Source organism: Ruegeria alba, assembly GCF_022321465.1.
GTDB classification, from domain to species: Bacteria; Pseudomonadota; Alphaproteobacteria; order Rhodobacterales; family Rhodobacteraceae; genus Ruegeria_B; species Ruegeria_B alba.
The window spans coordinates 33,971-57,072 of record NZ_JAKOEM010000022.1; the positions used below are offsets into that span (position 1 = coordinate 33,971).

Sequence of the window (23,102 nt, forward strand, 5' to 3'; positions counted from 1 at the left end):
TCTCAGCGATTCACTCGCTTGGGGGGACAGGCACTCTTCAGCACGGTCCGACGGGCATCGGGCTTTGTGAAGATGGTCGAAAGCGCTTTGTCACTATCGCTTTCGATCTCTGTGGGGTTCGAGCTGCTCGGGCTACCACCCTGTCTATTTGAGTGTGTTATGTTGGTATCTGGTTTTGAGCTGTGCCTTGTCGGGGCAGTCCGGGACCAGGTTGCTATGCATGACAATTGTTCGTCGGATGACTGGCGTTCCTTTCGGGGCGACTGGTTTTGTTACGCGCGGCACAAGTGGATCGTGAGGCCAGGCATGGCTCAGAAATGATGGGTAATAAGGCCGAAAGTCGGCCAAATAACGGGATGGCGTGAGGCGCTGGATGACACAAGAAAAATGGGGATTGCTATGTCAGAAATTGCTCAAGACGGTGGGGCAGAACAATTTCACGACCTGGATCGAACCGCTTGAGTTTCAGGCGCTTGAGGATGGGGTTGCGGTCTTTACGGTCCCGACCAATTTTATGGGAAACTATGTAAGCCAGAACTTCTCTGACCTGATCCTGTACGAGCTAAACAATGCCGGCGAACCCGCACGGCGTTTGGCGTTTCGTGTGGCGGCGAATTTGCCGGCGCGCCCGGCGCAAACAGCCAAGCCAGCCGCTATTCCTGCCGCTGCGTCCGAAATGTCCCCCCGGCGGTTTGCCGAGATTTCCGAGCCGCTAGATGGGTTGCAGGCCGCACCGCTCGACCCGCGCTTCACCTTTGATAGTTTCGTGGTTGGCAAACCGAACGAGCTGGCCCATGCGGCAGCGCGCCGGGTTTCCGAGGGCGGGCCGGTCACGTTTAACCCACTGGTGCTTTATGGCGGGGTAGGACTGGGTAAGACCCACCTGATGCATGCCATCGCCTGGGAGCTGAAGGCCAAGTGCCCCGAGTTGAACGTGCTCTACCTGTCGGCAGAACAGTTCATGTACCGTTTCGTACAGGCGTTGCGCGAGCGCCGGATGATGGATTTCAAGCATCTGTTCCGCTCGGTCGATGTTCTAATGGTGGATGATGTGCAGTTCATTGCCGGCAAGGACAGCACTCAGGAAGAGTTCTTTCACACTTTCAATGCGCTGGTTGACCAGAACAAGCAGATCATCATTTCGGCCGACCGCGCGCCGGGCGAGATCAAGGATCTCGAAGACCGGGTGAAATCGCGTTTGCAATGCGGCTTGGTGGTGGATCTGCATCCCACAGATTACGAACTGCGCTTGGGCATCCTGCAAACCAAGGTGCAGATGTATCGTACCACCTATCCCGATCTGGTCATCGCGGATGGGGTGCTGGAATTCCTGGCGCATCGAATCTCGACCAATGTGCGCGTGCTCGAAGGGGCGCTGACCCGTCTCTTTGCCTTTGCCTCGCTGGTTGGGCGCGAGATCGACATGGAGCTGACCCAGGATTGTTTGGCGGATGTCCTACGCGCCTCGGAACGCAAGATCACGGTCGAAGAGATCCAGCGCAAGGTTTCGGATTACTACAATATCCGTTTGAGCGATATCATTGGGCCTAAGCGTTTGCGCTCTTACGCACGGCCGCGTCAGGTGGCGATGTATCTGTGCAAGCAGCTGACCAGCCGGTCACTGCCCGAGATCGGGCGGCGCTTTGGCGGCCGTGACCACACCACGGTGATGTACGGTGTAAAGCGGATCGAAGAGTTGAAGTTGACCGACGGTCAGATTGCCGAAGACGTCGAAATGCTGCGCCGCGCGCTGGAGGCGTGAGGCCAGGCGGGGTGGCCGCAAGGCCATCCCGCACTTCGCTGTGCGCGCAGCAAGCCCATTGGGCTTCTGCTACGCGAGCGCTTTTCCCGAATTGCAACCATGCCATAATCGCGTCCCATCTGGGGGCGCCCTCTTGACGCTGTTGGCGTTAGGCCCGAGAAAACCAAAAAAGCCTTGTGTCGAAGGGGGAACCCGCTAGTTTGCCCTTCCCGGCCCATTCGGAGGATGAAGGGACATGAAGATCAGCATCGAACGCGGCGCCCTGCTGAAGGCCGTTGCGCAAGCGCAATCGGTTGTCGAGCGCCGGAACACGATCCCGATCCTTGCCAATGTGCTGATCGAGGCCGAGGGCGAAGGGGTACAGTTCCGCGCGACCGATCTGGATATCGAAGTGGTCGACAAGGCGCCTGCCATGATCGAACGGCCTGGCGCCACCACCGTTTCGGCCACCACGCTGCACGAGATCGTGCGCAAGCTGCCGGACGGAGCGCTGGTCACCCTTACCGCAGATGCGGCGGCTGGCCGGTTGACCGTCGATGCCGGTCGCTCGAACTTCTCGCTGGCGACTCTGCCGCGCGAGGATTTCCCGGTGATGGCGTCGTCGGAGTACCAGTCGAATTTCACCGCCAACGCTGCGGTTCTGCGGCGTCTGTTCGACAAGTCCAAATTCGCCATCTCGACGGAAGAGACCCGGTATTACCTGAACGGTGTCTACATGCATGTGGCCGATGGCGATGGCGGCAAGGTGCTGCGCTGCGTTGCTACCGATGGCCACCGTCTGGCACGGATCGACGCCGATCTGCCGGCGGGTGCGACGGACATGCCCGGCGTGATTGTGCCCCGCAAGACCGTGGGCGAGCTGCGCAAGCTGCTGGACGATGACGAGATGGATATCGCGGTGTCGGTGAGTGAGACCAAGGTCCGCTTTGCCACACCCGATATAACGCTAACCTCCAAGGTGATCGACGGTACATTTCCTGACTACACCCGTGTTATCCCGCAGGGGAATACAAGGCGGCTCGAGGTGGACGCCTCGGAGTTCGCTAAGGCTGTGGACCGGGTTGCTACCGTCAGCTCGGAGCGCTCGCGCGCGGTCAAGCTGCAGCTGGACGAAGACAAACTGGTCCTGTCGGTGAATGCACCTGATAGTGGAGCTGCGGAAGAGGAACTGGCTGTTGCCTATGGCGACGAACGGCTCGAGATCGGGTTCAACGCAAAGTACCTGCTGGAGATCGCCAGCCAGGTGGATCGCGAAAACGCGGTGTTCCTGTTCAATTCCTCGGGGGACCCGACCCTGATGCGCGAAGGCAATGATCAGAGCGCGGTCTACGTGGTCATGCCGATGCGCGTCTGATCGCGCTGACGCGCGATGCCTCCGGCGGAGGTATTTTCGAACAGAAGAAGGGAGGGGTCATGGCATTGGCCCTGACCGCAATCACGATCTCGCATTTCCGGTCGCATCGATTGCTGCGGCTCAGCCTAGACGAGCGGCCCGTGGCGATCCATGGGCCCAACGGGGCGGGCAAGACTAACATTCTTGAGGCGGTGTCGATGTTTTCGCCCGGGCGCGGTATGCGCCGGGCCAGCGCCGCCGAGATGACCCGGCGCCCCGAGGCGCTGGGTTGGAAGCTGAGCGCCGAGCTTGTCGCGGGGCATCAGCGCCACGAGATCGAAACCTGGTCCGAAGGCGGCGCCGCGCGGCAGGTGCGCATCGACGACAAAGCGGCCAGCCAGGTGGCGCTGGGGCGGTTGGTGCGGATGGTCTGGCTGGTACCCTCGATGGACCGTTTGTGGATCGAGGGGCCAGAGGGACGGCGGCGCTTTCTGGACCGGATGACCATGAGTTTCGAGCCCGATCATGCCGAGGCTGTACTGACCTATGAAAAGGCCATGCGCGAGCGCAACCGTCTGCTTCGTGAACAGGTGCGGGACGCCCATTGGTATCTGGCGCTGGAAACCCAGATGGCGGCGGCTGGACACCGAATTCACGCTGCGCGCCAGAGCGCCCTGACCGCGTTGGCCGCAGCGCAGACCCAGGCCGAAACCGCCTTTCCTACCGCCGATCTTGAGTTGACCCAGACCGAAGGTGCGCTGCCCGAAAGCGAGAGCGATCTGCGCGAGGCATTGGCCGAGAGCCGGTTTCGCGATCTGGCTGCAGGGCGCACATTGGTGGGGCCGCATCGTAGCGATCTGTACGGTGTCTATGCCGCCAAGGGAGTGCCCGCCAGCGACTGTTCGACCGGCGAACAAAAGGCGCTGCTAGTTTCGCTGATCCTGGCCAACGCACGCGCGTTGGCCGAACAGGTGGGATCACCGCCGGTGTTGCTCTTGGACGAGATCGCGGCCCATCTGGATGCGGGGCGCCGCGCGGCGCTTTATGACGAGATCTGTGCGCTGGGCGCGCAGGCCTGGATGACGGGCACCGGGCCGGAACTGTTTTCCGAACTGGGCGCGCGGGCGCAGACCATTGCGCTGATCGAGCACAACGGCGAGTCGGAGATTGTAGAGACATGACGCTGTCGGCAATTGACCTGATACTTTATGCGGGGGCGGTTTTCGTGCTGTTCCTGACGCCTGGGCCGGTTTGGCTGGCATTGACCGCGCGCACCCTTTCTGGCGGGTTTCAAGCCGCCTGGCCGCTGACCCTGGGCGTGGTGGTGGGCGACAGCCTTTGGCCGGTTCTGGCAGTTCTGGGTATCGGTTGGATCACGGCTGCCTCGACCCAGATCGCGCTGGTGCTGAAGGTGGTTGCGGTGTTGGTCTTTGTCACTTTGGGGATCGTCACGATCCGAAACGCCGACCGAACCATCGCCAGTGACAGCCGGTTGACCCGGCCTGGTATCTGGGCCGGGTTTCTGGCGGGGTTGGTGGTGATCCTGGGCAACCCCAAGGCGGTGCTGTTCTATATGGGAATCTTGCCGGGTTTCTTCGATCTGGCGAACGTCACCACCACCGATATCGTTGCCATCGTGGCGGTGTCGCAGGTGGTGCCGCTGGTGGGCAATCTGATGCTGGCGGCTTTTGTCGATCGGGTGCGGCGGGTGTTGAGCTCGCCCCGTGCGCTCAGGCGGATGAACTTGATGGCGGGTGGCATGCTGATCGTGGTCGGGTTGATCCTGCCCTTTACGTGATCAGCCAAGCTGCCAGAAAGGGATAGAGCGCCTCGGCTGGCGTGCCGGTGGGCTGACCGCCCTGACAGAAGCGGATCGCGATAACCTGGTTGAGGAAGGCCTGAATGCCCTCGGCCAAAAGGGCAGGGGGATGATCGCCGCGAACGGTGCCCGCCGCTTGCATGCTCACGATCCAACCCGCCCAAAGGTCGATCTGACGGTAAAAGCCCTGGGTCACAATCTCATCCCGCTCGGCCCCGGTCGAGCCGGAATAGCGAAGCAACAGATCAAAGATCACCCGGTCGCTGGCGACAAAGTCGAGCAGGGGCACCAGACGTTCTATCAATTGCGGCAGATCGGCGGGTGGGGCGGCGTTCTCCATCTCGTCGATGAGGCGCATCACCTCGGCCCCGATCAGAACGGCGAGCAATCCGTCCTTGTCGCTGAAATGCGAAAACAGCGTACCCTTGGCAACGCCGGCGGCCTCGACCACATCCTCGACCCGCAACCCGGCATATCCCTGAGCGTCAACCAGGCGCGCGGCTTCGGCCAGCAGGCGGGCGCGGGTTTCCAGGCGGCGTTTCTGCGGTGGGCGGGCCATGGCTGTCCTTTCAAAAAAATGACCAGGGTCAAAAATAAATATTGACCTTGGTCAATTTCTGTATATTTAAATTGACCAAGGTCACTTTTGCAGAGGAAACAGGAAAATGTCCACACGTAAAATCATCATTCTCAACGGTCACCCGGGTCAGTCGTCGCTGTCGAAATCGCTAAGCGAAGCATATGCAAGCGCGGCCCGCGAAAGCGGCCATCAGGTGCGCTATCACGATCTGTCCCAGATGCGGTTCGACATGGATTACGGCGAGGGCGGCTACAAGAACACCAAACCGCTGGAGCCTGAATTGGAGGCGTTTCTGGCCGATCTGGAATGGGCCGAACACGTGGTGCTGGCGACGCCGCTCTGGTGGGGGGCGATCCCGGCCAAGCTGAAGGGGCTGTTCGACCGTTCACTGTTGCCGGGGCGGGCCTTCGACACTCGCAACACCAATTTCATGGGGGTTCCAGCGCCGCTGCTCAAGGGGCGCACGGCGCGGGTGCTGATGACATCGGACACGCCGGCGATGTTGTTGGGGCTGTTTTACTCGAACGCGATCAAGAAAGTTCTGGCCCGTCAGATCCTGGGTTTTGTCGGGATCAAGCCGGCCCGCTTCTCGACATTTGCCCCCGCCACCGGTGCCGAGGGCGACCGGGTCCAGAAATGGCTGCGCAAGGCCGCGCAGATGGGTGCAAAAGCGGCCTGAAACAAATGCTGAAAATCAGGCCCGGGCCGTGACATTCCCCTGCGGGTTTCGTATAAAATCACAAAAATACGAAGGAAGGCGCGAATGTCCGAAATCGAGCAACCCGGAAATGAGTACGGTGCCGATTCCATCAAAGTTCTCAAGGGCTTGGAGGCCGTGCGTAAGCGGCCCGGGATGTATATCGGCGATACCGATGACGGCTCGGGCCTGCATCACATGGTTTATGAGGTCGTCGATAACGGTATCGACGAGGCGCTGGCGGGCCATGCCGACCATGTAACGGTGAGAATTCACGCCGACAGCAGCGTTTCCGTCGCCGATAACGGTCGTGGGATTCCGGTGGATATACACGCCGAAGAGGGGGTCTCGGCCGCCGAGGTGATCATGACCCAGCTGCATGCGGGCGGCAAGTTCGACAGCAACTCCTACAAGGTGTCGGGCGGTCTGCACGGCGTGGGGGTCTCGGTGGTGAACGCGCTCAGCGACTGGCTGGAATTGCGTATCTGGCGCCACGGCAAGGAGCATGTCGCCCGGTTCGAGCGGGGCGATACGGTCGAACATCTGCGGGTGGTCGGAGAGTGCGGCGACCGCACAGGAACCGAGGTTCGCTTCCTTGCCTCGACCACAACATTCTCGAACCTCGACTATGTGTTCGAGACGCTGGAAAAGCGCCTGCGCGAGCTCGCCTTCCTGAACTCGGGTGTGCGCATCATCCTGATCGACGAGCGCCCGGCCGAGCGGCTGGAAACCGAGCTGTTCTACGAAGGCGGCGTGCGCGAGTTCGTCAAATATCTGGACCGTTCGAAAACGCCGGTCATGCCGGTGCCGATCTATTTCAAGGGCGAGCGCGACGATATCGGCGTCGAGATCGCGATGTGGTGGAACGACAGCTATCACGAGACGGTGCTGCCCTTTACCAACAACATCCCGCAGCGCGATGGCGGCACCCATGTCGCAGGTTTTCGCGGTGCCCTGACGCGCACCATCAACAACTATGCCCAATCAAGCGGCATCGCGAAAAAGGAAAAGATCAACTTTACCGGTGATGATGCGCGCGAGGGTCTGACCTGCGTCCTGTCGGTCAAGGTACCCGATCCGAAATTCTCGTCCCAGACCAAGGACAAGCTGGTTTCCTCCGAGGTGCGACCGGCGGTCGAGAACCTGGTGAACGAGAAACTGGCTGAGTGGTTCGAGGAGAACCCCAACGAGGCCAAGCAGATCGTCGGCAAGATCATCGAGGCCGCACTGGCCCGCGAGGCCGCCCGTAAGGCGCGCGAACTGACCCGGCGCAAGACGGCGATGGATGTGAACTACCTCGCTGGCAAGCTCAAGGATTGTTCGGAAAAGGACCCGTCCAAGACCGAAGTGTTCCTGGTCGAGGGTGACAGCGCCGGCGGCTCGGCCCAGACCGGGCGCGACCGTCGGACCCAGGCGGTGCTGCCTCTGCGGGGCAAGATCCTGAACGTGGAGAGGGCGCGGTTCGACCGGATGCTCAGCAGCCAGGAGATCGGCAACCTGGTGATGGCGCTGGGCACCGGAATCGGGCGGGATGAATTCAACATCGACAAGCTGCGCTACCACAAGATCGTCATCATGACCGACGCCGATGTCGACGGCGCGCATATCCGCACCCTGCTGCTCACCTTCTTCTACCGGCAGATGCCGGAACTGATCGAGGGCGGGTATCTCTATATCGCGCAGCCGCCGCTATATAAGGTCGCGCGCGGCAAGTCCGAGGTCTATCTCAAGGATCAGGCGGCGCTGGACGACTATCTGATCCAGCAGGGTGTCGAGGGCGCGGTGCTGAAGCTGGGCAATGGCGAAGAGATCGTCGGCCAGGATCTGGCCCGCGTGGTGGATGAGGCGCGTCAGTTGAAACGCGTGCTCGACGCCTTCCCGACCCATTATCCCCGCCACATCCTGGAACAGGCCGCCGTGGCTGGTGCCTTTGTCGCTGGTGCTGTCGATGCCGACCTGCAAGGGGTGGCCGACAAGGTTGCCGCGCGGCTCGACCTGATCGCGCTGGAGTATGAGCGCGGTTGGCTGGGCCGGATCACCCAGGATCACGGCATCCGGCTGGCCCGCATCCTGCGCGGCGTCGAAGAGGTGCGGACGCTGGACGGCCCGATGCTGCGCTCGGGCGAGGCGCGCAAGACCGGCAGCTTTACCCGCAGCTTGCAGGAGATCTATACCCAGCCCGCGATGCTGGTGCGCCGCGACCGGACCCAGGCGATTCACGGCCCGCTGACTCTGCTCAAGGCGATCCTGGACGAGGGCGAAAAGGGTCTGACGCTGCAACGTTACAAGGGTCTGGGCGAGATGAACCCGGAACAGCTGTGGGAAACCACGCTGGATCCCGATGCGCGCACCCTGTTGCAGGTGCGGGTCAATGACATGGTCGAGGCCGACGACATCTTTACCAAGTTGATGGGGGATTCCGTCGAACCGCGCCGCGAGTTCATTCAGCAGAATGCGTTGAGTGTAGAGAACCTGGATTTCTGATTCTATTGTTCGGGTGCCCCGTAGCGATGCTGGGCATCCGAATGCTAGAAATGCGCGCTTGGTTAAGATGTCTTTCTTATCTCGAGAAAGAGAAGGCAATCCGAGCCTGTTGCATACTAGATGAATCGCGAAATGGGGCTGTGGCGGGTTATTACCATGCAACAGATTTGTTGAGATTGGTGTTCAATCTTGAAGAGCTTACCTGCCATCGGCTCCATGCCGGGGATAATCTGGAAACCAGGTCGGTGTTGGGCTGAGGCATAAACTAAGAACAACAAAGGCGCCCGAGGGCGCCTTGTTTTATTGGTCGGAGTGAGAGGATTCGAACCTCCGGCCCCTGCCTCCCGAAGACAGTGCTCTACCAGGCTGAGCTACACTCCGACCGTGGCGGGTGATCTATACCTGCCCCGGACGACATGCAAGAGGGATTCCGCCGCAGCAGTTTGAAAAACATCGACTTGTCCCGGCGCCGATCATTGGCAAGACTGCGGGTCCGGAGAGGGTCCGGAGAGCTCGGGAAATGGTGGGAAATCTCTTTTACCTGATTGGTGGCATCGGCATGTTCCTGCTGGGAATGGAGTTGATGACTACTGCCTTGCGCGATGCGGCGGGCAGTCAGTTGCGCGGCGTGCTGACGCGGTTCACCACCACGCCGCTACGCGGTGTTATGACCGGCGCCGCCGCGACGGCCGTGGTGCAATCGTCCAGTGCCACGACAGTCATGACGGTGGGGTTTGTCGGGGCAGGGCTGATGACGATGCCGCAGGCATTGGGCATTCTCTATGGCGCCAATATCGGCACCACGGCCACCGGCTGGCTGGTGTCGCTGTTGGGCTTCAAGCTCAAACTTGGCAATCTGGCGCTGCTGCTGTTGTTTCCGGCGGCCCTTGCCGATCTCCTGGCGCGTGGAGCGCTGGCACGGGCCGGACGCACGGTCGCGGGATTGTGCTTGTTGCTGATCGGGCTCGACCTGATGCAATCTGGGGCAAGCGACCTGACTTCGTTTCTGACGCCCGAAAGCCTGCCGGGAAGCGGGCCCGGAGGATTGCTCCTACTCGTGGGATTGGGGGCAGCGGTGACCATCGTCATGCAATCGTCCAGCGCGGCGATGGCGTTGGCGCTGGTGATGCTGTCGGGGGGCGCGATCACGCTGTTGCAGGCAGCCGCAATCGTGATCGGCATGAATATCGGCACCACCTTTACCGCTGTTCTGGCCTCGACCGGTGGCTCGGTGCCGATGCGGCAGACCGCGTTGGCGAACCTGATCTTCAACATCGTGACCTCGGTCCTGGCCTTTCCCATGTTGCTTCTTCTGCGCCCGGTCTTCGATGACGCGACGCAGTTGGGTGACGATCTGAGCGTTCTGCTGATTTTTCACACCGGGTTCAATCTGGTTGGAACGGCGCTGTTCCTGCCGCTGACCGGGCGCTTTGCCGGGCTGGTGGCGCGGCTCTTGCCCGAACGCGAGACCGAACAGCTGTTCGTTGCCGACCGCAGCCTGCTCAAGGACGCAAACGCCGCGTTGCTGGCGGCACAGTCCGGCGCGCGGACAATTGCCGAACGGTTGTTTCTCGCTCTGGGTGCCGGCTTGGCCCCCGCGCCCGATTACCGGCGCATCGCGGCACTGACGCCGTGCACGCGCGCGCTCGAGGATCTACGTGCCTTTCTGTCCGAGATCCGGCTGCCACCCGATCGCGCACAGGATATCGAGACCTTTTCGGACATCCTGCACCAGATCGACCATCTGACCCGGCTGCTGGATCGGGCGCGGCAGACCGGCAATATCGACACCCTGCTGCATGACAGGTTGTTGCGGCGCTCTGCCCTTGGGGCCGGGGCGGCGCTGCGGCGCTCTGGCGGGGCAGTGGGCGGGGTGCCCGAAGGAAAGCGGCTGGAGCGGCTGCGTCTCTTGATCGCCGCGCGACGCAAGCGCCATCGCCGGGCAATGATGCTGGGCGAACATGCGGGGCTGTTTGCGCTGGACCAGGTTTTTGCCCATACCGACGCGATGCGCTGGCTGGACCGGGTATTGCACCATGCCGAACGGGTGGCGCATTACCACCGCGCGGCGGCGGCACGATTGCCCGCGGCAGACGCGCCGCCGCGGGCAGAAACGGATTAGAGGCTGGCGTCCAGTTTCGCCAAGATCGCCGCCCCCATCTCGGTGGTCGAAACCGGGGTCACGCCCTCTTCGCCCAGCAGGTCGGCGGTGCGTACACCGTCGGCCAGAACCTGTTCGACCGCCGCTTCAAGGCGATCGGCCTCGGCACCCTGGTCAAAGCTGTAGCGCAGCGCCATCGCAAAACTGAGGATACAGGCGATCGGGTTGGCCTTGCCCTGGCCCGCGATATCAGGGGCCGAGCCGTGCACGGGTTCATACAGCGCCTTGGGACGCCCGTTGGCCATCGGTGCGCCGAGCGAGGCCGAGGGCAGCATGCCCAGACTGCCGGTCAGCATCGCGGCGCAGTCCGACAGGATGTCGCCGAACAGGTTGTCGGTCAGGATCACGTCGAACTGTTTCGGCGCGCGGACCAGCTGCATGGCACCGTTGTCGGCATACATGTGGCTGAGTTCGACCTCGGGATAGTCCTTGGCCACGCGGGTCACCACCTCGCGCCACAGGATGCCCGATTCCATCACGTTGGCCTTTTCCATCGAGCACAGCTTCTTGCTGCGGCGCATCGCCAGCTCGAAGGCCGAACGCGCGACCCGTTCGATCTCGCTTTCGGTATAGCGCTGGGTGTTGATGCCCACCCGCTCGTTGCCCTCTTCGAAGATGCCGCGCGGCTCGCCGAAATAGACACCCGAGGTCAGCTCGCGCACGATCATGATATCCAGACCGGCAACGATATCCTTCTTCAGCGACGAGAAATCGGCCAGCGCGTCGAAACACTGGGCCGGGCGCAGGTTGGAAAACAGGTCCATCTCCTTGCGCAGGCGCAGCAGGCCGCGTTCGGGTTTGACGCTGAAATCGAGATCGTCGTATTTCGGGCCACCCACGGCGCCCAGCAGCACGGCATCGACCTCTTGCGCCTTGGCCATGGTCTCGTCCGCCAGCGGTACGCCATGCACGTCATAGGCGGCACCGCCGACCAGATCCTCGCTGACGTCGAAATTCAGGCCGCGCTTGTCGCCGAACCAGCCGATGATCTTGCGCACTTCGGCCATGACTTCGGGGCCAATTCCGTCACCGGGCAGGATGAGGAGCGAGGGATTGGACATGGAACTCTCCTTGCGTTTCGTCGCAAAGGCCCTAGCGCGCCAGAGGCGGGCGGTCAATGTGGCGCGGGTCATCTGCGCTGTCCTGACAGGGGAAAACCGGGGATCAAAGGGGCGTGGCCAGCAAGCCTTCGGCCAAGAGGTCCCAGACCCGGCGGATCCGGGGCGTCAGCCGCATCGCCTGCGGTGCGGCGAGCCACATTTCGAGCGGTGGCACCGGCAGGTCAAAGGGCAGCACTTCGACCAGCGGATCGGCGGCGACGATGCTGCGCTGGCCAAAACCGATGCCGCACCCGGCCCGGATCAACTGCCAATAGGCGCTCTGATTGTCGCAACGGATGGCAAAACTGTGCCGTGTCGCCGGCCAGCCCAGCGCCTGCATCGTCTTGACGATGATCGGGTCCGCGTCATAGCCCACCAAATCGAAATCGAGAAGGTCCTCGGCCCGCGTGGGACGACCCTTGCGCTCCAGATAGCTGGTGGCGGCGCAGGCGCAGAGCGGTATGTCACCGATATGCCGGGCAACGATATCCACCTGCCGGGGCCGGTACATGCGCACGGCGATATCGGCGGCGCGAAACAGCAGGTTCTCGGTGGTGTCGCTGGGCACCAGTTCCAGCTCGATCGCGGGTTCGGCGGCCCGGATACTCGCCAGGATCGGCGGCAGGATATGATGCGAGGCAAAGACAGAGGCGGTGATGCGCACGGTGCCTGCCAGCGATTGTGATTGCCCGGCGGCGGTGACCGAAATCGCCGTCATCGCCCGATGCGCCTGCTGCGCCAGCGGCAGGATCCGGGCGCCGTCCGCGCTCAGCTTCAGGCCGCGCGCGTGCCGATCGAACAGCGACAGGCCCAGCGCCTGCTCCAGCGCCTGCACATGTCGGCCCAATGTGGGCTGACTGCGGTCGAGCTGCCGCGCCGCCGCTGACAAAGTGCCGGTCTCGGCCACAGCCAAAAAGCTCTGGATCAGGGACCAGTCACCAATATCTGAAAGCTCATCCATTCATTGATGAATACATGATCTACGTTTTTGGGCAATTCTCTCGATACATTTGAATGACTATTTGAATAGGAACAGTGATGGAGAGCCAGCATGACACAGACAGTTCTTGTTCTCGGGGCCTCGGGCCGGTTCGGGCGCAACGCGGCCGAGGCTTTTGGGCGGGCGGGTTGGACCGTACGTTCGTTTGATCGAAAGCGCGAAGACCTGGACATTGCCGCACGCGGTGCCGAGGTGATCGTGAACGCCTGGAACCCGCCCTATCCCGATTGGGCCGCCACGGTTCCCGGCCTGCATGCACGGGTGATCAAAACAGCGCAAGCGACGAACGCCACGGTGATCATCCCCGGAAATGTCTATGTTTTTGGCCCCAACACTCCGGCTCCCTGGGGGCCTGACAGTCCGCATGCCGCGACCAATCCGCTGGGCCGCATTCGCATCGACATGGAGGCCGCCTATCGCGCCTCGGGCGTTCGTACCATCCTTCTACGCGCGGGGGATTTCCTCGATACCTGCGCCTCGGGCAACTGGTTCGATCAGGTGATGATCAAGCGGCTCGCCAAGGGGCGGTTCATCTATCCGGGCGATCCCGACATAGCACATGCCTGGGCCTATCTGCCCGATCTCGCCCGCGTCACCGTTACCCTGTCCCAGCAGCGCGAGACGCTGCCAGTGTTCTGCGATCTCACCTATCCCGGCTACACGCTGACAGGTCGCCAGATAGCGGCCGCACTGGAGCAGGTAACGGGCCGACGCATCACGCTCAAGCGCATGAACTGGCTGCCCTTGCATCTGGCCCGGCCCGTCTGGCCGATGGCGCGTTCACTGCTGGAGATGCGCTATCTCTGGAGCACACCGCACAGTCTGGACGGGGCCGCGTTTGCAAAGGTTCTGCCGACGTTTGTGCCAACACCGTTCGAGCAAGCGCTTGCTTCTGCGATCCCCGTCGAGCTACTCGCGGATCAGGTCCACCCAGACCAGGCGGTGGCGGCTGGCCTGTGACACCAGGCCTGCGCTCGGATCCTCCGGCGTCGGCCAGATCACACCCGATCCCGTCACGCGCCAATGGATCGAAGGCAGCACGTAATCGACCCGGAACCTGCCTATACCGGGCCAATCGACCGTGTCCTGTGCATCCGGCCCCCTGTGACCCTGAGAACCCGCCTTAGCGGCGCCGGGACTTACTGGCGCCGGGTCCTGTAGCCGGGGGTCAGTCAGAAGTGTTTCGATGGCGCCATGGTGGCCCTCGCCATCCTGCGGATCCAGATTGGCGCCCCCGGCCAGCACAAAGGGGAGGTCCGGCATCGTCCCGACCGCGCCATCCAACAGCAGTTGCCAGAAGCGGGTTTCGTCCCGGTTGCGCAGCCCGTTGCGGTCTTCGGGCCCGTCAAAGACCGGCGGCCCGGCTTGATAGGTCAGCAGCACCATCGACCCCTGATCGGTGTCGATTGGAACCAGCCAGTGCCCGGTCGAGGCCAGGCGCTGGACTGCTTGCGCCTCGGCCGTGGGGAAGGGGTAACCGTTGCTCTCAGCCAAGGTTGCGCCGGGCAGGTCGCGCCAGAGCAAGGCAGAGAAATCTTGTACATTGGCCTGCGCAATAGGGTGACGGGACAGGATCGCAATACCACCCTGACCGCTGAAGCGGCCATAGCCCTGCGCATCACCCGGGCCGCCGATCCGTCCGTCGCCATCCAGGTCCAAGTTGATGGCGCGGCCACTATTGGGTTGGGCGGCAAATCTGTGTGCCATCTCCCATCCGGCGGCGGCCAACTGCACGGCCAGCGCCTCCAGCGCCCGGCCTTCGTGATCCCAATCCAGCCCTTGAAGCGCAAGGATATCGGGGCGGGCAAACGCGATCACCGATACTACCGCGGCGACCTGCGTGTCGCGGCCACCGGCAATATCGCGCAGCATAAGCCCGGGCCCCTTACGGCTGAGTTCGGTGTTGAACGTCGCCACCCGCAGCGCCTCGGCCGTCGCCGCAACCGGCAACAGACACAGGACCGCCAGGGCGGCTAGCCGGATCATGCGGTCTGCATCGCCTCGGCGTTGGAATAGACGCGACGGCGTTTTTCCTCGATCAACTCTGCGATCCGTATCATCGCTAATCCCCGCATGATCATAGACGCTGGCAGGAATGCCCAGGCGCTCATAGTCCAGATCAGCGTTTGCGGACTGTACAGGTTGATCGGATCAAATATGTCGGAGGCCATCTTGACGATGGCAGGAATGAGAAATGGCAACAGGACGCCTAGGATCATGTTGATCCGGCCGTCACGTTGCAGCCGCGCGACGACATCGCCGCCCGTAGTCGGGTCGAACAACGGCAGGTTGATCCAGACGTTGAATGCCCCGTTGCCGGTGGGCCAGCCGCGGATGCGCACTGCAACCCAGAAGGCAAAAACTGTCAGCAATGCAATCACATAGGCGACAGCCGCCGCCACGCGTACACTGTACACCAGATCGACTCCAGCGCCCTGCGGCAGCATCAACACCACCAACCGTACCGGCGAATAGGGGAAATCGATCAGATGTGCGACAAGCAGGCCAAATCCCGAAAACAGCGCGGTGATATTGGTCGGATCAATACGATCTTTGCTGATCAGGGTGAGCATGGTTATCATGGTCATAAGGGCAATGAACCGCATCCGGTTCAGCGGCGGCGCATCCCTGAATTCGATGAAACTGGGAAAGGTCGAGTTGTACTCGGCAAAGGTCAGCACAAAACCGAGGATCGCCAGAAGGACGACGATCTCGGTCGATGTCGTGGCCGCGCTGGGCAAATAGAGCGCCGGAATCACGACGACAAGCGCCACCAAGATTCCGCGCAGAGCCGCGCCTGTGATGCGTGCAATCACTGTCCGATCCCTTCAAACTGGACAGGCCGATGCGTTGCCGAGCCTTTGTTCCAACTTGAGTCCACCCGGTTGGGCGGAGTGCCTCATTTTGGCCCCATTTGTGCCGTTATTCGGCCATTCACTCAAGTCACCGAGTCACGAGACCCCCGATTTAAGGCAAAAACATGGCTTAACTGGTGCCTTCTTGCATCAGAGATGGTGTAATTTTTTGGCAAGTTATCCGAGGTGACCACATTTTGTGGTTGTGCGATCCGCGATCACTAATGAGCGATGTAATACTGGTTCTAGAATTGAAAACGGAGCTGTATCAACCGGATACAGCCCCGCGGTTCAGCGATCGAAAAGGGATCAGACCCAGGGACGCGACTGTGCCGCCTGCGCTTCGAACGCATCAATTGCCGTCGCCTTCTCCATGGTCAGACCGATATCGTCGAGGCCATTGAGCAGGCAGTGCTTTTTGAAGGCGTCGACTTCGAACGGGATCACCTCTCCATCCGAGGTGGTGATCTCTTGCGCTTCCAGGTCCACGGTCATGCGGGCATTGGCGCCCTTCTCGGCATCCTTCATCAGCAAATCGACCTGCTCCTGCGGCAGGACGATGGGCAGGATGCCGTTCTTAAAACAGTTGTTGAAGAAGATGTCGGCGAACGAAGTCGAGATCACGCATTTGATGCCGAAATCCTTGATCGCCCAAGGGGCATGTTCACGCGACGAACCGCAGCCGAAGTTGTCGCCGGCCACCAGGATCTCGGCGTCGCGGTATTGAGGCTTGTTCAGCACGAAATCGGGGTTCTCGGACCCGTCGGCGTTATAGCGCATCTCGTCGAACAGGTTCACGCCAAGGCCCGACCGCTTGATGGTCTTGAGAAACACCTTGGGGATGATCATGTCGGTGTCGATGTTGATAAGCGGCATCGGCGCGGCGATGCCCTGAAGTTTTTCGAACTTGTCCATATCCAGTCTCCTGGTTTGGGCCCGGGTTTGATGCGGGCGCTAGATCTCTGAGCGGTGCCGGACCCGCGCAAGCGCGCGGCCCGGCACCAGTTTCAAAGAGTCACAGGCGTGGACGGACAGTCCTCGGTCCCGTGACCCCGGTTACGCGTGTTTTCCCGCGCTGCGCACGAAGAGCGCGGCGAAGATCAGGCCGAAGCCGTTGAAGAGCATCTCGATACCCATCAGGATACCCAGAAGGCTGAGCGCCAGACCGACCCCTGCATTCGCCATGACATAGGCGGCAAGGCCCAGCGACAGGATGCCGGAAATGAGTGTCGGCAAGAACAGACCGGTGCCGCGCATCTGGAACGACAGAATGATCCGGGCGATGCCGCCGGCGGCAAACAGGATCATCACAACCGAGGCCAGCGTCAGCGTGCCTTCGAGCGGGTTCGACAGGAACGACCAGCCGAGGAACACCATGATGAGACCCATGATGATCGACAGGATCTTGTTGCCCGCCCCTTCGACGGTGAAACCACCCACTGCCTGAAGCCCGCCACCTATCAGCAGCATGATTCCGGTCAGGGTGGTAATGGCCACCGAAGCCATCACCGGCGCGCCCAGGATGATAATCCCGAACACGACCGACAACAGGCCCAGCAACATCAGTTTCAGCCAGTCACTCATTTCATTCTCTCCCTAGAAATGAAGTATGAGCGAAGCCTACATCATTTCCCGCACATCCGTCAGCTTTCCCGTAATGGCAGCGGCGGCGGCCATCGCGGGGCTGAGCAGGTGAGTACGACCGCCCCGACCCTGACGACCCTCGAAGTTGCGGTTCGAGGTCGCGGCGCAACGCTCGCCCGGTGCCAGCTGGTCGGGGTTCATCGCCAGGCACATCGAACAACCCGCAAGGCGCCATTCGAAACCCGCCTCCTTGAAGATGTCGGCGATGCCTTCCTCCTCGGCCTGGGCGCGGACAAGGCCCGAGCCGGGTACGACCATGGCGCGGATACCGTCCTTGATCTTCTTGCCTTTCAGGATCGCGGCAGCAGCGCGCAGATCCTCGATCCGGCCATTGGTGCAGGATCCGATAAAGACGGTGTCGATCTCGATATCCGACAGTTTCTGGCCGGGGGTCAGACCCATGTATTCGATCGAGCGGCGCGCGGCCTCGACTTTACCGCCTTTGAAATCCTCGGGGTTGGGGACGGTCGCGGTGATCGGCAGAACGTCCTCGGGCGAAGTGCCCCAGGTCACGACGGGGGCGATATCCTCGCCCTTGATCGTCACCACCTTGTCCCAATGGGCGTCGTCATCGGAATAGAGCGTCTTCCACCACGCAAGTGCGGCTTCCCACTGGGCGCCCTTGGGCGCATGCGGGCGGCCCTGCACATAGGCAAAGGTCTTTTCGTCCGGTGCGATCAGGCCAGCGCGGGCGCCGCCTTCGATGGCCATGTTGCAGACGGTCATGCGGCCTTCCATCGAGAGGTCGCGGATCGCCTCGCCGCAGTATTCGATGACATAGCCGGTGCCGCCGGCAGTGCCGGTCTTGCCGATCACGGCCAGCGTGATGTCCTTGGCGGTGACGCCCGGGTTCAGCTTGCCGGTGATCTCCACCTTCATGTTCTTGGATTTCTTCTGGATCAGCGTCTGGGTGGCCAGCACATGTTCGACCTCGGAGGTGCCGATGCCATGGGCCAGCGCGCCGAATGCGCCATGGGTGGCGGTGTGGCTGTCACCGCAGACCACGGTCATGCCCGGCAGGGTCCATCCCTGTTCGGGGCCGACGATATGCACGATGCCCTGACGGATGTCCGAGACCGGGTAATAATGGATGCCGAAATCGCGCGCGTTCTTGTCGAGCGCCTGCACCTGGATGCGGCTTTCCTCGGTCATCTGTGCGGGGTCTTCGCGACCCTCGGTGGTGGGCACGTTGTGATCCGGCACGGCGATGGTCTTATCCGGCGCGCGCACCTTGCGGCCCGCCATGCGCAGACCTTCGAAGGCCTGCGGGCTGGTCACTTCGTGGACGAGGTGACGGTCGATGTAGAGAAGGCAGGTGCCGTCTTCGGCCTCGTGGGCCAGATGGGCATCCCAGATCTTGTCATAGAGTGTCTTGGGGGACATGTGTCCTCTCCCGTTCTAGAGAAATGGCTGTAAAGACGTGGCTGAACCCGGCCTATAGGCGGGCGAGGACCGAACGGGTCGCGCCAAAGAACCGCTCGCGCAGGCGGGCGCGGTCTTGCAGGTCCATGGTCGGGGCGTCGTGGGGTGTCATTCTGTCCAGATACATGGCCGTCCCGAGTCTCGCAAGGTCTTGCGTTTCCGGCGGCAAGCCTGCCAAGCTGGCGGCGGAGCCTATATATGAACGAAGACATTCTCCCGGCCACGCTGGACGAACTGATCGCGACCCTGCTGACCGAGGGGCACAGGCTGGTTGGTCTTTTCCTGACGCCCGGCTGGCGCCAGTACCAGTTGCTGATCATCGCGCTGCTGATCGGCGCAGCGCTGCTGCTTTCGCTGCTGACGCGCACCCATTGGGATGCCTGGGCCCGCTCGCGCGAGGGCTGGCCTAAGTGGCGGCTCAGAACGCTGGTGCTGCTGATGCGGCGGCTGTCGCTGCTTTATTTCGTGGCTTTGAGCTGGCTGACCTATTTGGTCATGCAACAGATGACCTGGCCTTCGCGCAGCTATGTGATCGGGGTGGTGGCGACTCTGGCCACGGCGCTGCTGGTGATCGCGCTGGTGGCGCGGGCGGTGCGCAATCGCACCATCCGGCTGGTCTTCCGCTGGTCGATGTGGGTCTATGCCACACTGGTGGCACTGAATCTGACCGACGATGTGGCCCGCTTCCTCGATGGCATATCGATCGAGATCGGCGCGCTGCATATCTCGGTACTGGGAGTGATGAAGGCGGTGCTGCTGGTCGGCGCGTTGCTGGTACTGGTTCGGCTGGCGTCGCAGGGCGCATCGAACGCGCTGGCCCGCAACGACGATATCTCGCCCTCGATGCAGGTGCTGTTGGCCAAGGCAGTGCAGGTTCTGCTGTATGGCTGGGTCTTCATCGTTGCGATCCGCACCTTGGGGTTCGACCTGACCGGGCTGGCCTTTCTGTCCGGTGCAATCGGTGTCGGCATCGGCTTTGGCCTGCAAAAGGTGGTGTCGAACCTGATCTCGGGCATCATCATCCTGATGGACCGCTCGATCAAGCCGGGGGACGTGATCTCGCTGGGCGAGACCTTTGGCTGGATCAATGCGCTGGGCGCGCGCTATGTCTCGGTGGTCACGCGCGACGGGCGCGAATACCTGATCCCGAACGAGGATCTGATCACCAGCCAGGTGGTGAACTGGTCGCATTCGGACCAGTTCGTCCGGCTCGACCTGAATTTCGGCACCAGCTATGGCGATGACCCGCACAAGGTGCGCGCGGTCGCCATTGCCGCCGCGCGGTCCGTCGGGCGGGTCCTGGCCGGAAGCGGGCGCGATCCGGTCTGCCATATCGTTGGCTTCGGCGACAGCAGTGTGGACTACGTGCTGCGCTTCTGGATCACCGACCCGACCGCTGGTTTGACCAATATTCGCGGCAATGTGTTCCTGGCACTCTGGGATGCGTTCCAGGCCGAGGGTATCTCGATTCCCTTCCCGCAACGCGAGGTTCGGATGCTGGAGGATGCGGCCACGCCTGTCCCGGCAGCCGGACAGGGTGGTGCCGATTGACCCCAGTACCATGCATACCGTATGGCGGTTCATTGAAAAGTCACAGACGGGTTGCTAAATTCTACCTGACCCAGCGCCGGGGATCGGTCGGCGCGCCCTATAGGAGGACGATGTCCTGTTACCTCATACAGAGGCGGCCATGCCCGCCCATGCAGGGGCCAAAATGATGGCCCAAGGCACTTATACCAGCGAACAGCTGCTGGACCGCATTCTGACCTCTCTCAACGATGACAAGGCCGAAGACCTCGTGCAGATCGACCTGCGGGGCAAGACCTCGATGGGCGATTACATGGTCATCGCCTCGGGCCGGTCGACCCGTCAGGTCTCGGCCATGGCCGAGAAGCTGGTGCAGCGGCTGAAGGAAGATTTCGGCCTCAACTCCAAGATCGAGGGCAAGGATGCCGGCGACTGGGTGTTGATCGATACCGGCGATGTGATCGTGCATATCTTCCGCCCGGAAGTGCGCGAGTTCTATCAGCTGGAAAAGATGTGGATGCCGCAGGGCGCCAAGACATCGGCCAACTAAAGGCGTCCGCCCGGCCCTGATCCCTGGGCCGGTGGGCGAATGACCCATGCGTGTCAGCATCCTCGCGGTCGGCCGTTTGCGGGCCGGACCGGAAAAATCCCTGATCGACGACTACCTGACCCGGTTCGACAGAACCGGTCGCGCGCTGGGCCTGGGGCCCGCGCGCGTGATCGAGGTCGAGGACAAGAAGAACGCCGGCATGGGCGCCGAGGCGGCACTGCTGCGCAAGGCGTTGCCGTCGGGCGCGGTTCTGTGCACCTTGGACGAGCGTGGCAAACAGCTATCCTCTCCCGATTTCGCGGACAGGCTGGCCAGCTGGCGCGACACGGGCCGTCAGGATCTGGCGCTTGTGATCGGCGGCGCCGATGGGATTGACCCCAACCTGCGGGCCGAGGCGGATTTCTCGATCTCTTTCGGCGCGATGGTCTGGCCGCACATGCTGGTTCGGGTGATGCTGGCCGAGCAGCTTTACCGCGCCGCGACCATCCTGGCCGGCAGCCCCTATCACCGGGTGTGAGCTATGGCAGAGCTGTTGATCGTCTATCACTCGCGCACCGGCGGCAGCCGCCAGATGGCCGAAGCCTGCGCCGCAGGCGCGCAGAGCGAGTTGGCCACAACGCTGCTGACTGCCGAGGCAGCAGGCCCTGAGGAGCTACTGCGCGCCAGTGGCTATGTGTTCTGCTGTCCCGAGAACCTGGCGGCGATCTCGGGCGTGATGAAGGATTTCTTTGACCGCTGCTATTACCCCGTTCTGGAACGGATCGAGGGGCGCGCCTATGCGCAGATGATCTGTGCCGGATCGGATGGGCAGAACGCCGCCCGGCAGGTGGCGCGCATCGCCACCGGCTGGCGCCTGAAAGAGGTTCAGCCGCCGCTGATCCTGTGCACCCATGCGCAAACGCCCGAGGCGATTCTGGCGCCCAAGCACATTCCCGAAGCCGAGCTTGATCAATGCCGCGACCTGGGTCAGGCGCTGGGTGCGGGTCTGGCGATGGGAATGTTCTGATCTGCCGGCGGCCTCTCTGATGTGAGGAAGGTCGCTTGATCTGGGATTGCTCTGCCATGCAGAGCTTTTGTTGAAATGGACATGAAGCGCGTCAAGCGCCGGATTTATTTTGATTTCCCATCAAGTTACGTTTTCATGCCTGGAGGCAAAGAACGAAAGAGTAGGCTTCATGGAAGATCCAGATACCAAGGGTAACACCTATCGCTTTCTCAAGGCCATGGGCGCCTGCAACAAGGGTGATTTTCCGACCGCGTTTCAATTGCTGACCGAACTTGCGAAGCTGGGAGATAGCGCCGCTCAGAACGCTCTTGGAAACATGTACTGGAGAGGCCTTGGAACACCTCGTGACAAGGCCAAGGCAGAAGACCTGTACCGAATGGCTGCTGAGCAGGGGAATGCAGACGCCCAGGTCAATCTTGGCGATATGAAACACAACAAGTACCGGCAAAGCGCACGTTTGCCGCTGATCAGCTTTTCAGATCGGGACGAGGCAGAGGCGGAGAGATGGTACAGACTGGCTGCTGAGCAGGGCAATGCCAGCGGCCAATGCGGATTGGGCACGCTGATCTCAGACAGCGCCTTGTTCAACAAGAGTAAAGCTCGGGAAGCAGCACATTGGTTTCGCCTCGCGGCGGAGCAGGGCAATGCGCGGGCACAGACCGCACTGGCCATTGCCTACTCCATGGGCATTGGCGTGGACAAAGACGAGGCAGAGGCCAAGCGGTGGTATCTGCGTGCCGCCGACCAGGGATACGCCCATGCCCAGACGAACATCGGTGAAATGTATCACTGGGGCACGGACCATGTGCAACAGGACGCGCAAGAGGCGTTGCGATGGTATCATTTGGCAGCGAGACAAGATTATGCCCAGGCGCAATACCTGATCGGACATATCTATGCGGTAGGTGATAGCGTCCCGAAGAACTGCACCATTGCCTATATGTGGTACCTTATTTCAAACGCGAACGGCTGTAACACGGCAGATTTCCTCGAAGAGATCCAAGACGAGATGACCTATGACGAGATTGTCGAGGCCGAAAAACGCGCGCGCGAACACATGAGCGCCAGTGACCAGCAAAAGGATCAAGGGGTGAGATTTTGAATCCTGGTTCACATGCGCCCGAGAACCTCGTTGCCGTTTGAAATCTGTCTGGTTTCATGC

General features: G+C 61.7%; 22 protein-coding genes and 1 tRNA gene. 13 read left to right on the top strand and 10 right to left on the bottom strand.

Features of this window, described 5'->3' with window-relative positions; all coding sequences use genetic code 11:
• Nucleotides 1-373 precede the first annotated feature (373 nt).
• The 4 genes from dnaA to MB818_RS18460 all read left to right on the top strand — a co-directional run bounded on the left by dnaA (nucleotide 374) and on the right by MB818_RS18460 (nucleotide 4,893).
• Nucleotides 374-1,762 (top strand): chromosomal replication initiator protein DnaA, encoded by a 1,389-nt coding sequence (gene dnaA, locus MB818_RS18445; protein ID WP_234140377.1) that lies wholly within the window; start codon nucleotides 374-376, stop codon nucleotides 1,760-1,762.
• A 235-nt stretch (nucleotides 1,763-1,997) separates the two neighbouring features.
• On the top strand, nucleotides 1,998-3,116 hold the full coding sequence (gene dnaN / locus MB818_RS18450; RefSeq protein ID WP_234140379.1) for a DNA polymerase III subunit beta: 1,119 nt from the start codon (nucleotides 1,998-2,000) through the stop codon (nucleotides 3,114-3,116).
• Nucleotides 3,117-3,175: 59 nt separating this feature from the next.
• Nucleotides 3,176-4,276: a DNA replication/repair protein RecF gene (gene recF / locus MB818_RS18455; RefSeq protein WP_234140380.1), complete on the top strand. Its 1,101-nt coding sequence runs from the start codon at nucleotides 3,176-3,178 to the stop codon at nucleotides 4,274-4,276.
• The gene (locus tag MB818_RS18460; protein WP_234140381.1) at nucleotides 4,273-4,893 is read left to right on the top strand and encodes a LysE family translocator; all 621 of its coding nucleotides are present in this window, start codon (nucleotides 4,273-4,275) and stop codon (nucleotides 4,891-4,893) included. The genes recF and MB818_RS18460 overlap by 4 nt, the downstream gene beginning before the upstream one ends.
• Here MB818_RS18460 and MB818_RS18465 read toward each other — a convergent pair.
• Nucleotides 4,886-5,473: a TetR/AcrR family transcriptional regulator gene (locus MB818_RS18465; protein WP_234163740.1), complete on the bottom strand. Its 588-nt coding sequence runs from the start codon at nucleotides 5,471-5,473 to the stop codon at nucleotides 4,886-4,888. The genes MB818_RS18460 and MB818_RS18465 overlap by 8 nt on opposite strands.
• A gap of 106 nt (nucleotides 5,474-5,579) precedes the next feature.
• On the opposite strand from MB818_RS18465, the gene MB818_RS18470 reads away from it, so the two are divergent.
• Together MB818_RS18470 and gyrB are read left to right on the top strand one after the other, a co-directional pair.
• Nucleotides 5,580-6,173 carry an NAD(P)H-dependent oxidoreductase gene (locus MB818_RS18470; protein WP_234140383.1) on the top strand — a complete coding sequence of 198 codons (594 nt, stop codon included), beginning with the start codon at nucleotides 5,580-5,582 and terminating at the stop codon, nucleotides 6,171-6,173.
• An 84-nt stretch (nucleotides 6,174-6,257) separates the two neighbouring features.
• Nucleotides 6,258-8,675: a DNA topoisomerase (ATP-hydrolyzing) subunit B gene (gyrB, locus tag MB818_RS18475; RefSeq protein ID WP_234145232.1), complete on the top strand. Its 2,418-nt coding sequence runs from the start codon at nucleotides 6,258-6,260 to the stop codon at nucleotides 8,673-8,675.
• A 304-nt stretch (nucleotides 8,676-8,979) separates the two neighbouring features.
• Here gyrB and MB818_RS18480 read toward each other — a convergent pair.
• Nucleotides 8,980-9,056 (bottom strand) — tRNA-Pro (locus MB818_RS18480).
• Nucleotides 9,057-9,195: 139 nt separating this feature from the next.
• Here MB818_RS18480 and MB818_RS18485 point away from each other — a divergent pair.
• On the top strand, nucleotides 9,196-10,797 hold the full coding sequence (locus tag MB818_RS18485; protein ID WP_234140386.1) for a Na/Pi cotransporter family protein: 1,602 nt from the start codon (nucleotides 9,196-9,198) through the stop codon (nucleotides 10,795-10,797).
• Here the strand turns inward: MB818_RS18485 and leuB are convergent.
• Nucleotides 10,794-11,897, bottom strand: coding sequence for a 3-isopropylmalate dehydrogenase (gene leuB, locus MB818_RS18490; RefSeq protein ID WP_234140388.1), 1,104 nt, complete (start codon nucleotides 11,895-11,897; stop codon nucleotides 10,794-10,796). The genes MB818_RS18485 and leuB overlap by 4 nt on opposite strands.
• 103 nt (nucleotides 11,898-12,000) lie before the next feature.
• Entirely contained in the window at nucleotides 12,001-12,897 is an 897-nt protein-coding gene (locus MB818_RS18495; RefSeq protein WP_238906001.1) for a LysR family transcriptional regulator, read from the bottom strand.
• A gap of 90 nt (nucleotides 12,898-12,987) precedes the next feature.
• On the opposite strand from MB818_RS18495, the gene MB818_RS18500 reads away from it, so the two are divergent.
• Nucleotides 12,988-13,896: a Rossmann-fold NAD(P)-binding domain-containing protein gene (locus tag MB818_RS18500; RefSeq protein WP_234140394.1), complete on the top strand. Its 909-nt coding sequence runs from the start codon at nucleotides 12,988-12,990 to the stop codon at nucleotides 13,894-13,896.
• On the opposite strand, the gene MB818_RS18505 is transcribed toward MB818_RS18500, so the two are convergent.
• The 6 genes from MB818_RS18505 to MB818_RS18530 all read right to left on the bottom strand — a co-directional run bounded on the left by MB818_RS18505 (nucleotide 13,846) and on the right by MB818_RS18530 (nucleotide 18,969).
• Complete coding sequence (locus MB818_RS18505; protein ID WP_238906002.1) at nucleotides 13,846-14,922, bottom strand: endonuclease/exonuclease/phosphatase family protein; 1,077 nt, start codon at nucleotides 14,920-14,922, stop codon at nucleotides 13,846-13,848. The two genes, MB818_RS18500 and MB818_RS18505, sit on opposite strands and share 51 nt — an antisense overlap.
• A complete protein-coding gene (locus MB818_RS18510; protein WP_234140398.1) occupies nucleotides 14,919-15,752 on the bottom strand; it encodes a hypothetical protein in 834 nt (277 codons plus the stop codon). Before MB818_RS18510 ends, MB818_RS18505 begins: the two co-directional genes overlap by 4 nt.
• A gap of 348 nt (nucleotides 15,753-16,100) precedes the next feature.
• Nucleotides 16,101-16,706, bottom strand: a complete 606-nt coding sequence (leuD, locus tag MB818_RS18515; RefSeq protein WP_234140400.1) for a 3-isopropylmalate dehydratase small subunit — start codon at nucleotides 16,704-16,706, stop codon at nucleotides 16,101-16,103.
• Nucleotides 16,707-16,847: 141 nt separating this feature from the next.
• Complete coding sequence (locus MB818_RS18520; RefSeq protein ID WP_234178044.1) at nucleotides 16,848-17,375, bottom strand: HdeD family acid-resistance protein; 528 nt, start codon at nucleotides 17,373-17,375, stop codon at nucleotides 16,848-16,850.
• 36 nt (nucleotides 17,376-17,411) lie between these two features.
• Nucleotides 17,412-18,818, bottom strand: a complete 1,407-nt coding sequence (gene leuC, locus MB818_RS18525; RefSeq protein WP_234140405.1) for a 3-isopropylmalate dehydratase large subunit — start codon at nucleotides 18,816-18,818, stop codon at nucleotides 17,412-17,414.
• 52 nt (nucleotides 18,819-18,870) lie between these two features.
• Nucleotides 18,871-18,969: an isopropylmalate isomerase gene (locus MB818_RS18530; protein WP_234140406.1), complete on the bottom strand. Its 99-nt coding sequence runs from the start codon at nucleotides 18,967-18,969 to the stop codon at nucleotides 18,871-18,873.
• A gap of 86 nt (nucleotides 18,970-19,055) precedes the next feature.
• Between MB818_RS18530 and MB818_RS18535 the strand changes: the two genes are divergently transcribed.
• The 5 genes from MB818_RS18535 to MB818_RS18555 all read left to right on the top strand — a co-directional run bounded on the left by MB818_RS18535 (nucleotide 19,056) and on the right by MB818_RS18555 (nucleotide 23,042).
• Nucleotides 19,056-20,408, top strand: coding sequence for a mechanosensitive ion channel family protein (locus tag MB818_RS18535; protein WP_234217401.1), 1,353 nt, complete (start codon nucleotides 19,056-19,058; stop codon nucleotides 20,406-20,408).
• 163 nt (nucleotides 20,409-20,571) lie between these two features.
• Nucleotides 20,572-20,934: a ribosome silencing factor gene (rsfS, locus tag MB818_RS18540; RefSeq protein WP_345790357.1), complete on the top strand. Its 363-nt coding sequence runs from the start codon at nucleotides 20,572-20,574 to the stop codon at nucleotides 20,932-20,934.
• A 46-nt stretch (nucleotides 20,935-20,980) separates the two neighbouring features.
• Nucleotides 20,981-21,451: a 23S rRNA (pseudouridine(1915)-N(3))-methyltransferase RlmH gene (gene rlmH, locus MB818_RS18545; RefSeq protein WP_238906004.1), complete on the top strand. Its 471-nt coding sequence runs from the start codon at nucleotides 20,981-20,983 to the stop codon at nucleotides 21,449-21,451.
• A 3-nt stretch (nucleotides 21,452-21,454) separates the two neighbouring features.
• Entirely contained in the window at nucleotides 21,455-21,940 is a 486-nt protein-coding gene (locus tag MB818_RS18550; RefSeq protein WP_234140411.1) for a flavodoxin family protein, read from the top strand.
• A gap of 169 nt (nucleotides 21,941-22,109) precedes the next feature.
• The gene (locus MB818_RS18555; protein ID WP_238906006.1) at nucleotides 22,110-23,042 is read left to right on the top strand and encodes a tetratricopeptide repeat protein; all 933 of its coding nucleotides are present in this window, start codon (nucleotides 22,110-22,112) and stop codon (nucleotides 23,040-23,042) included.
• Nucleotides 23,043-23,102 lie beyond the last annotated feature (60 nt).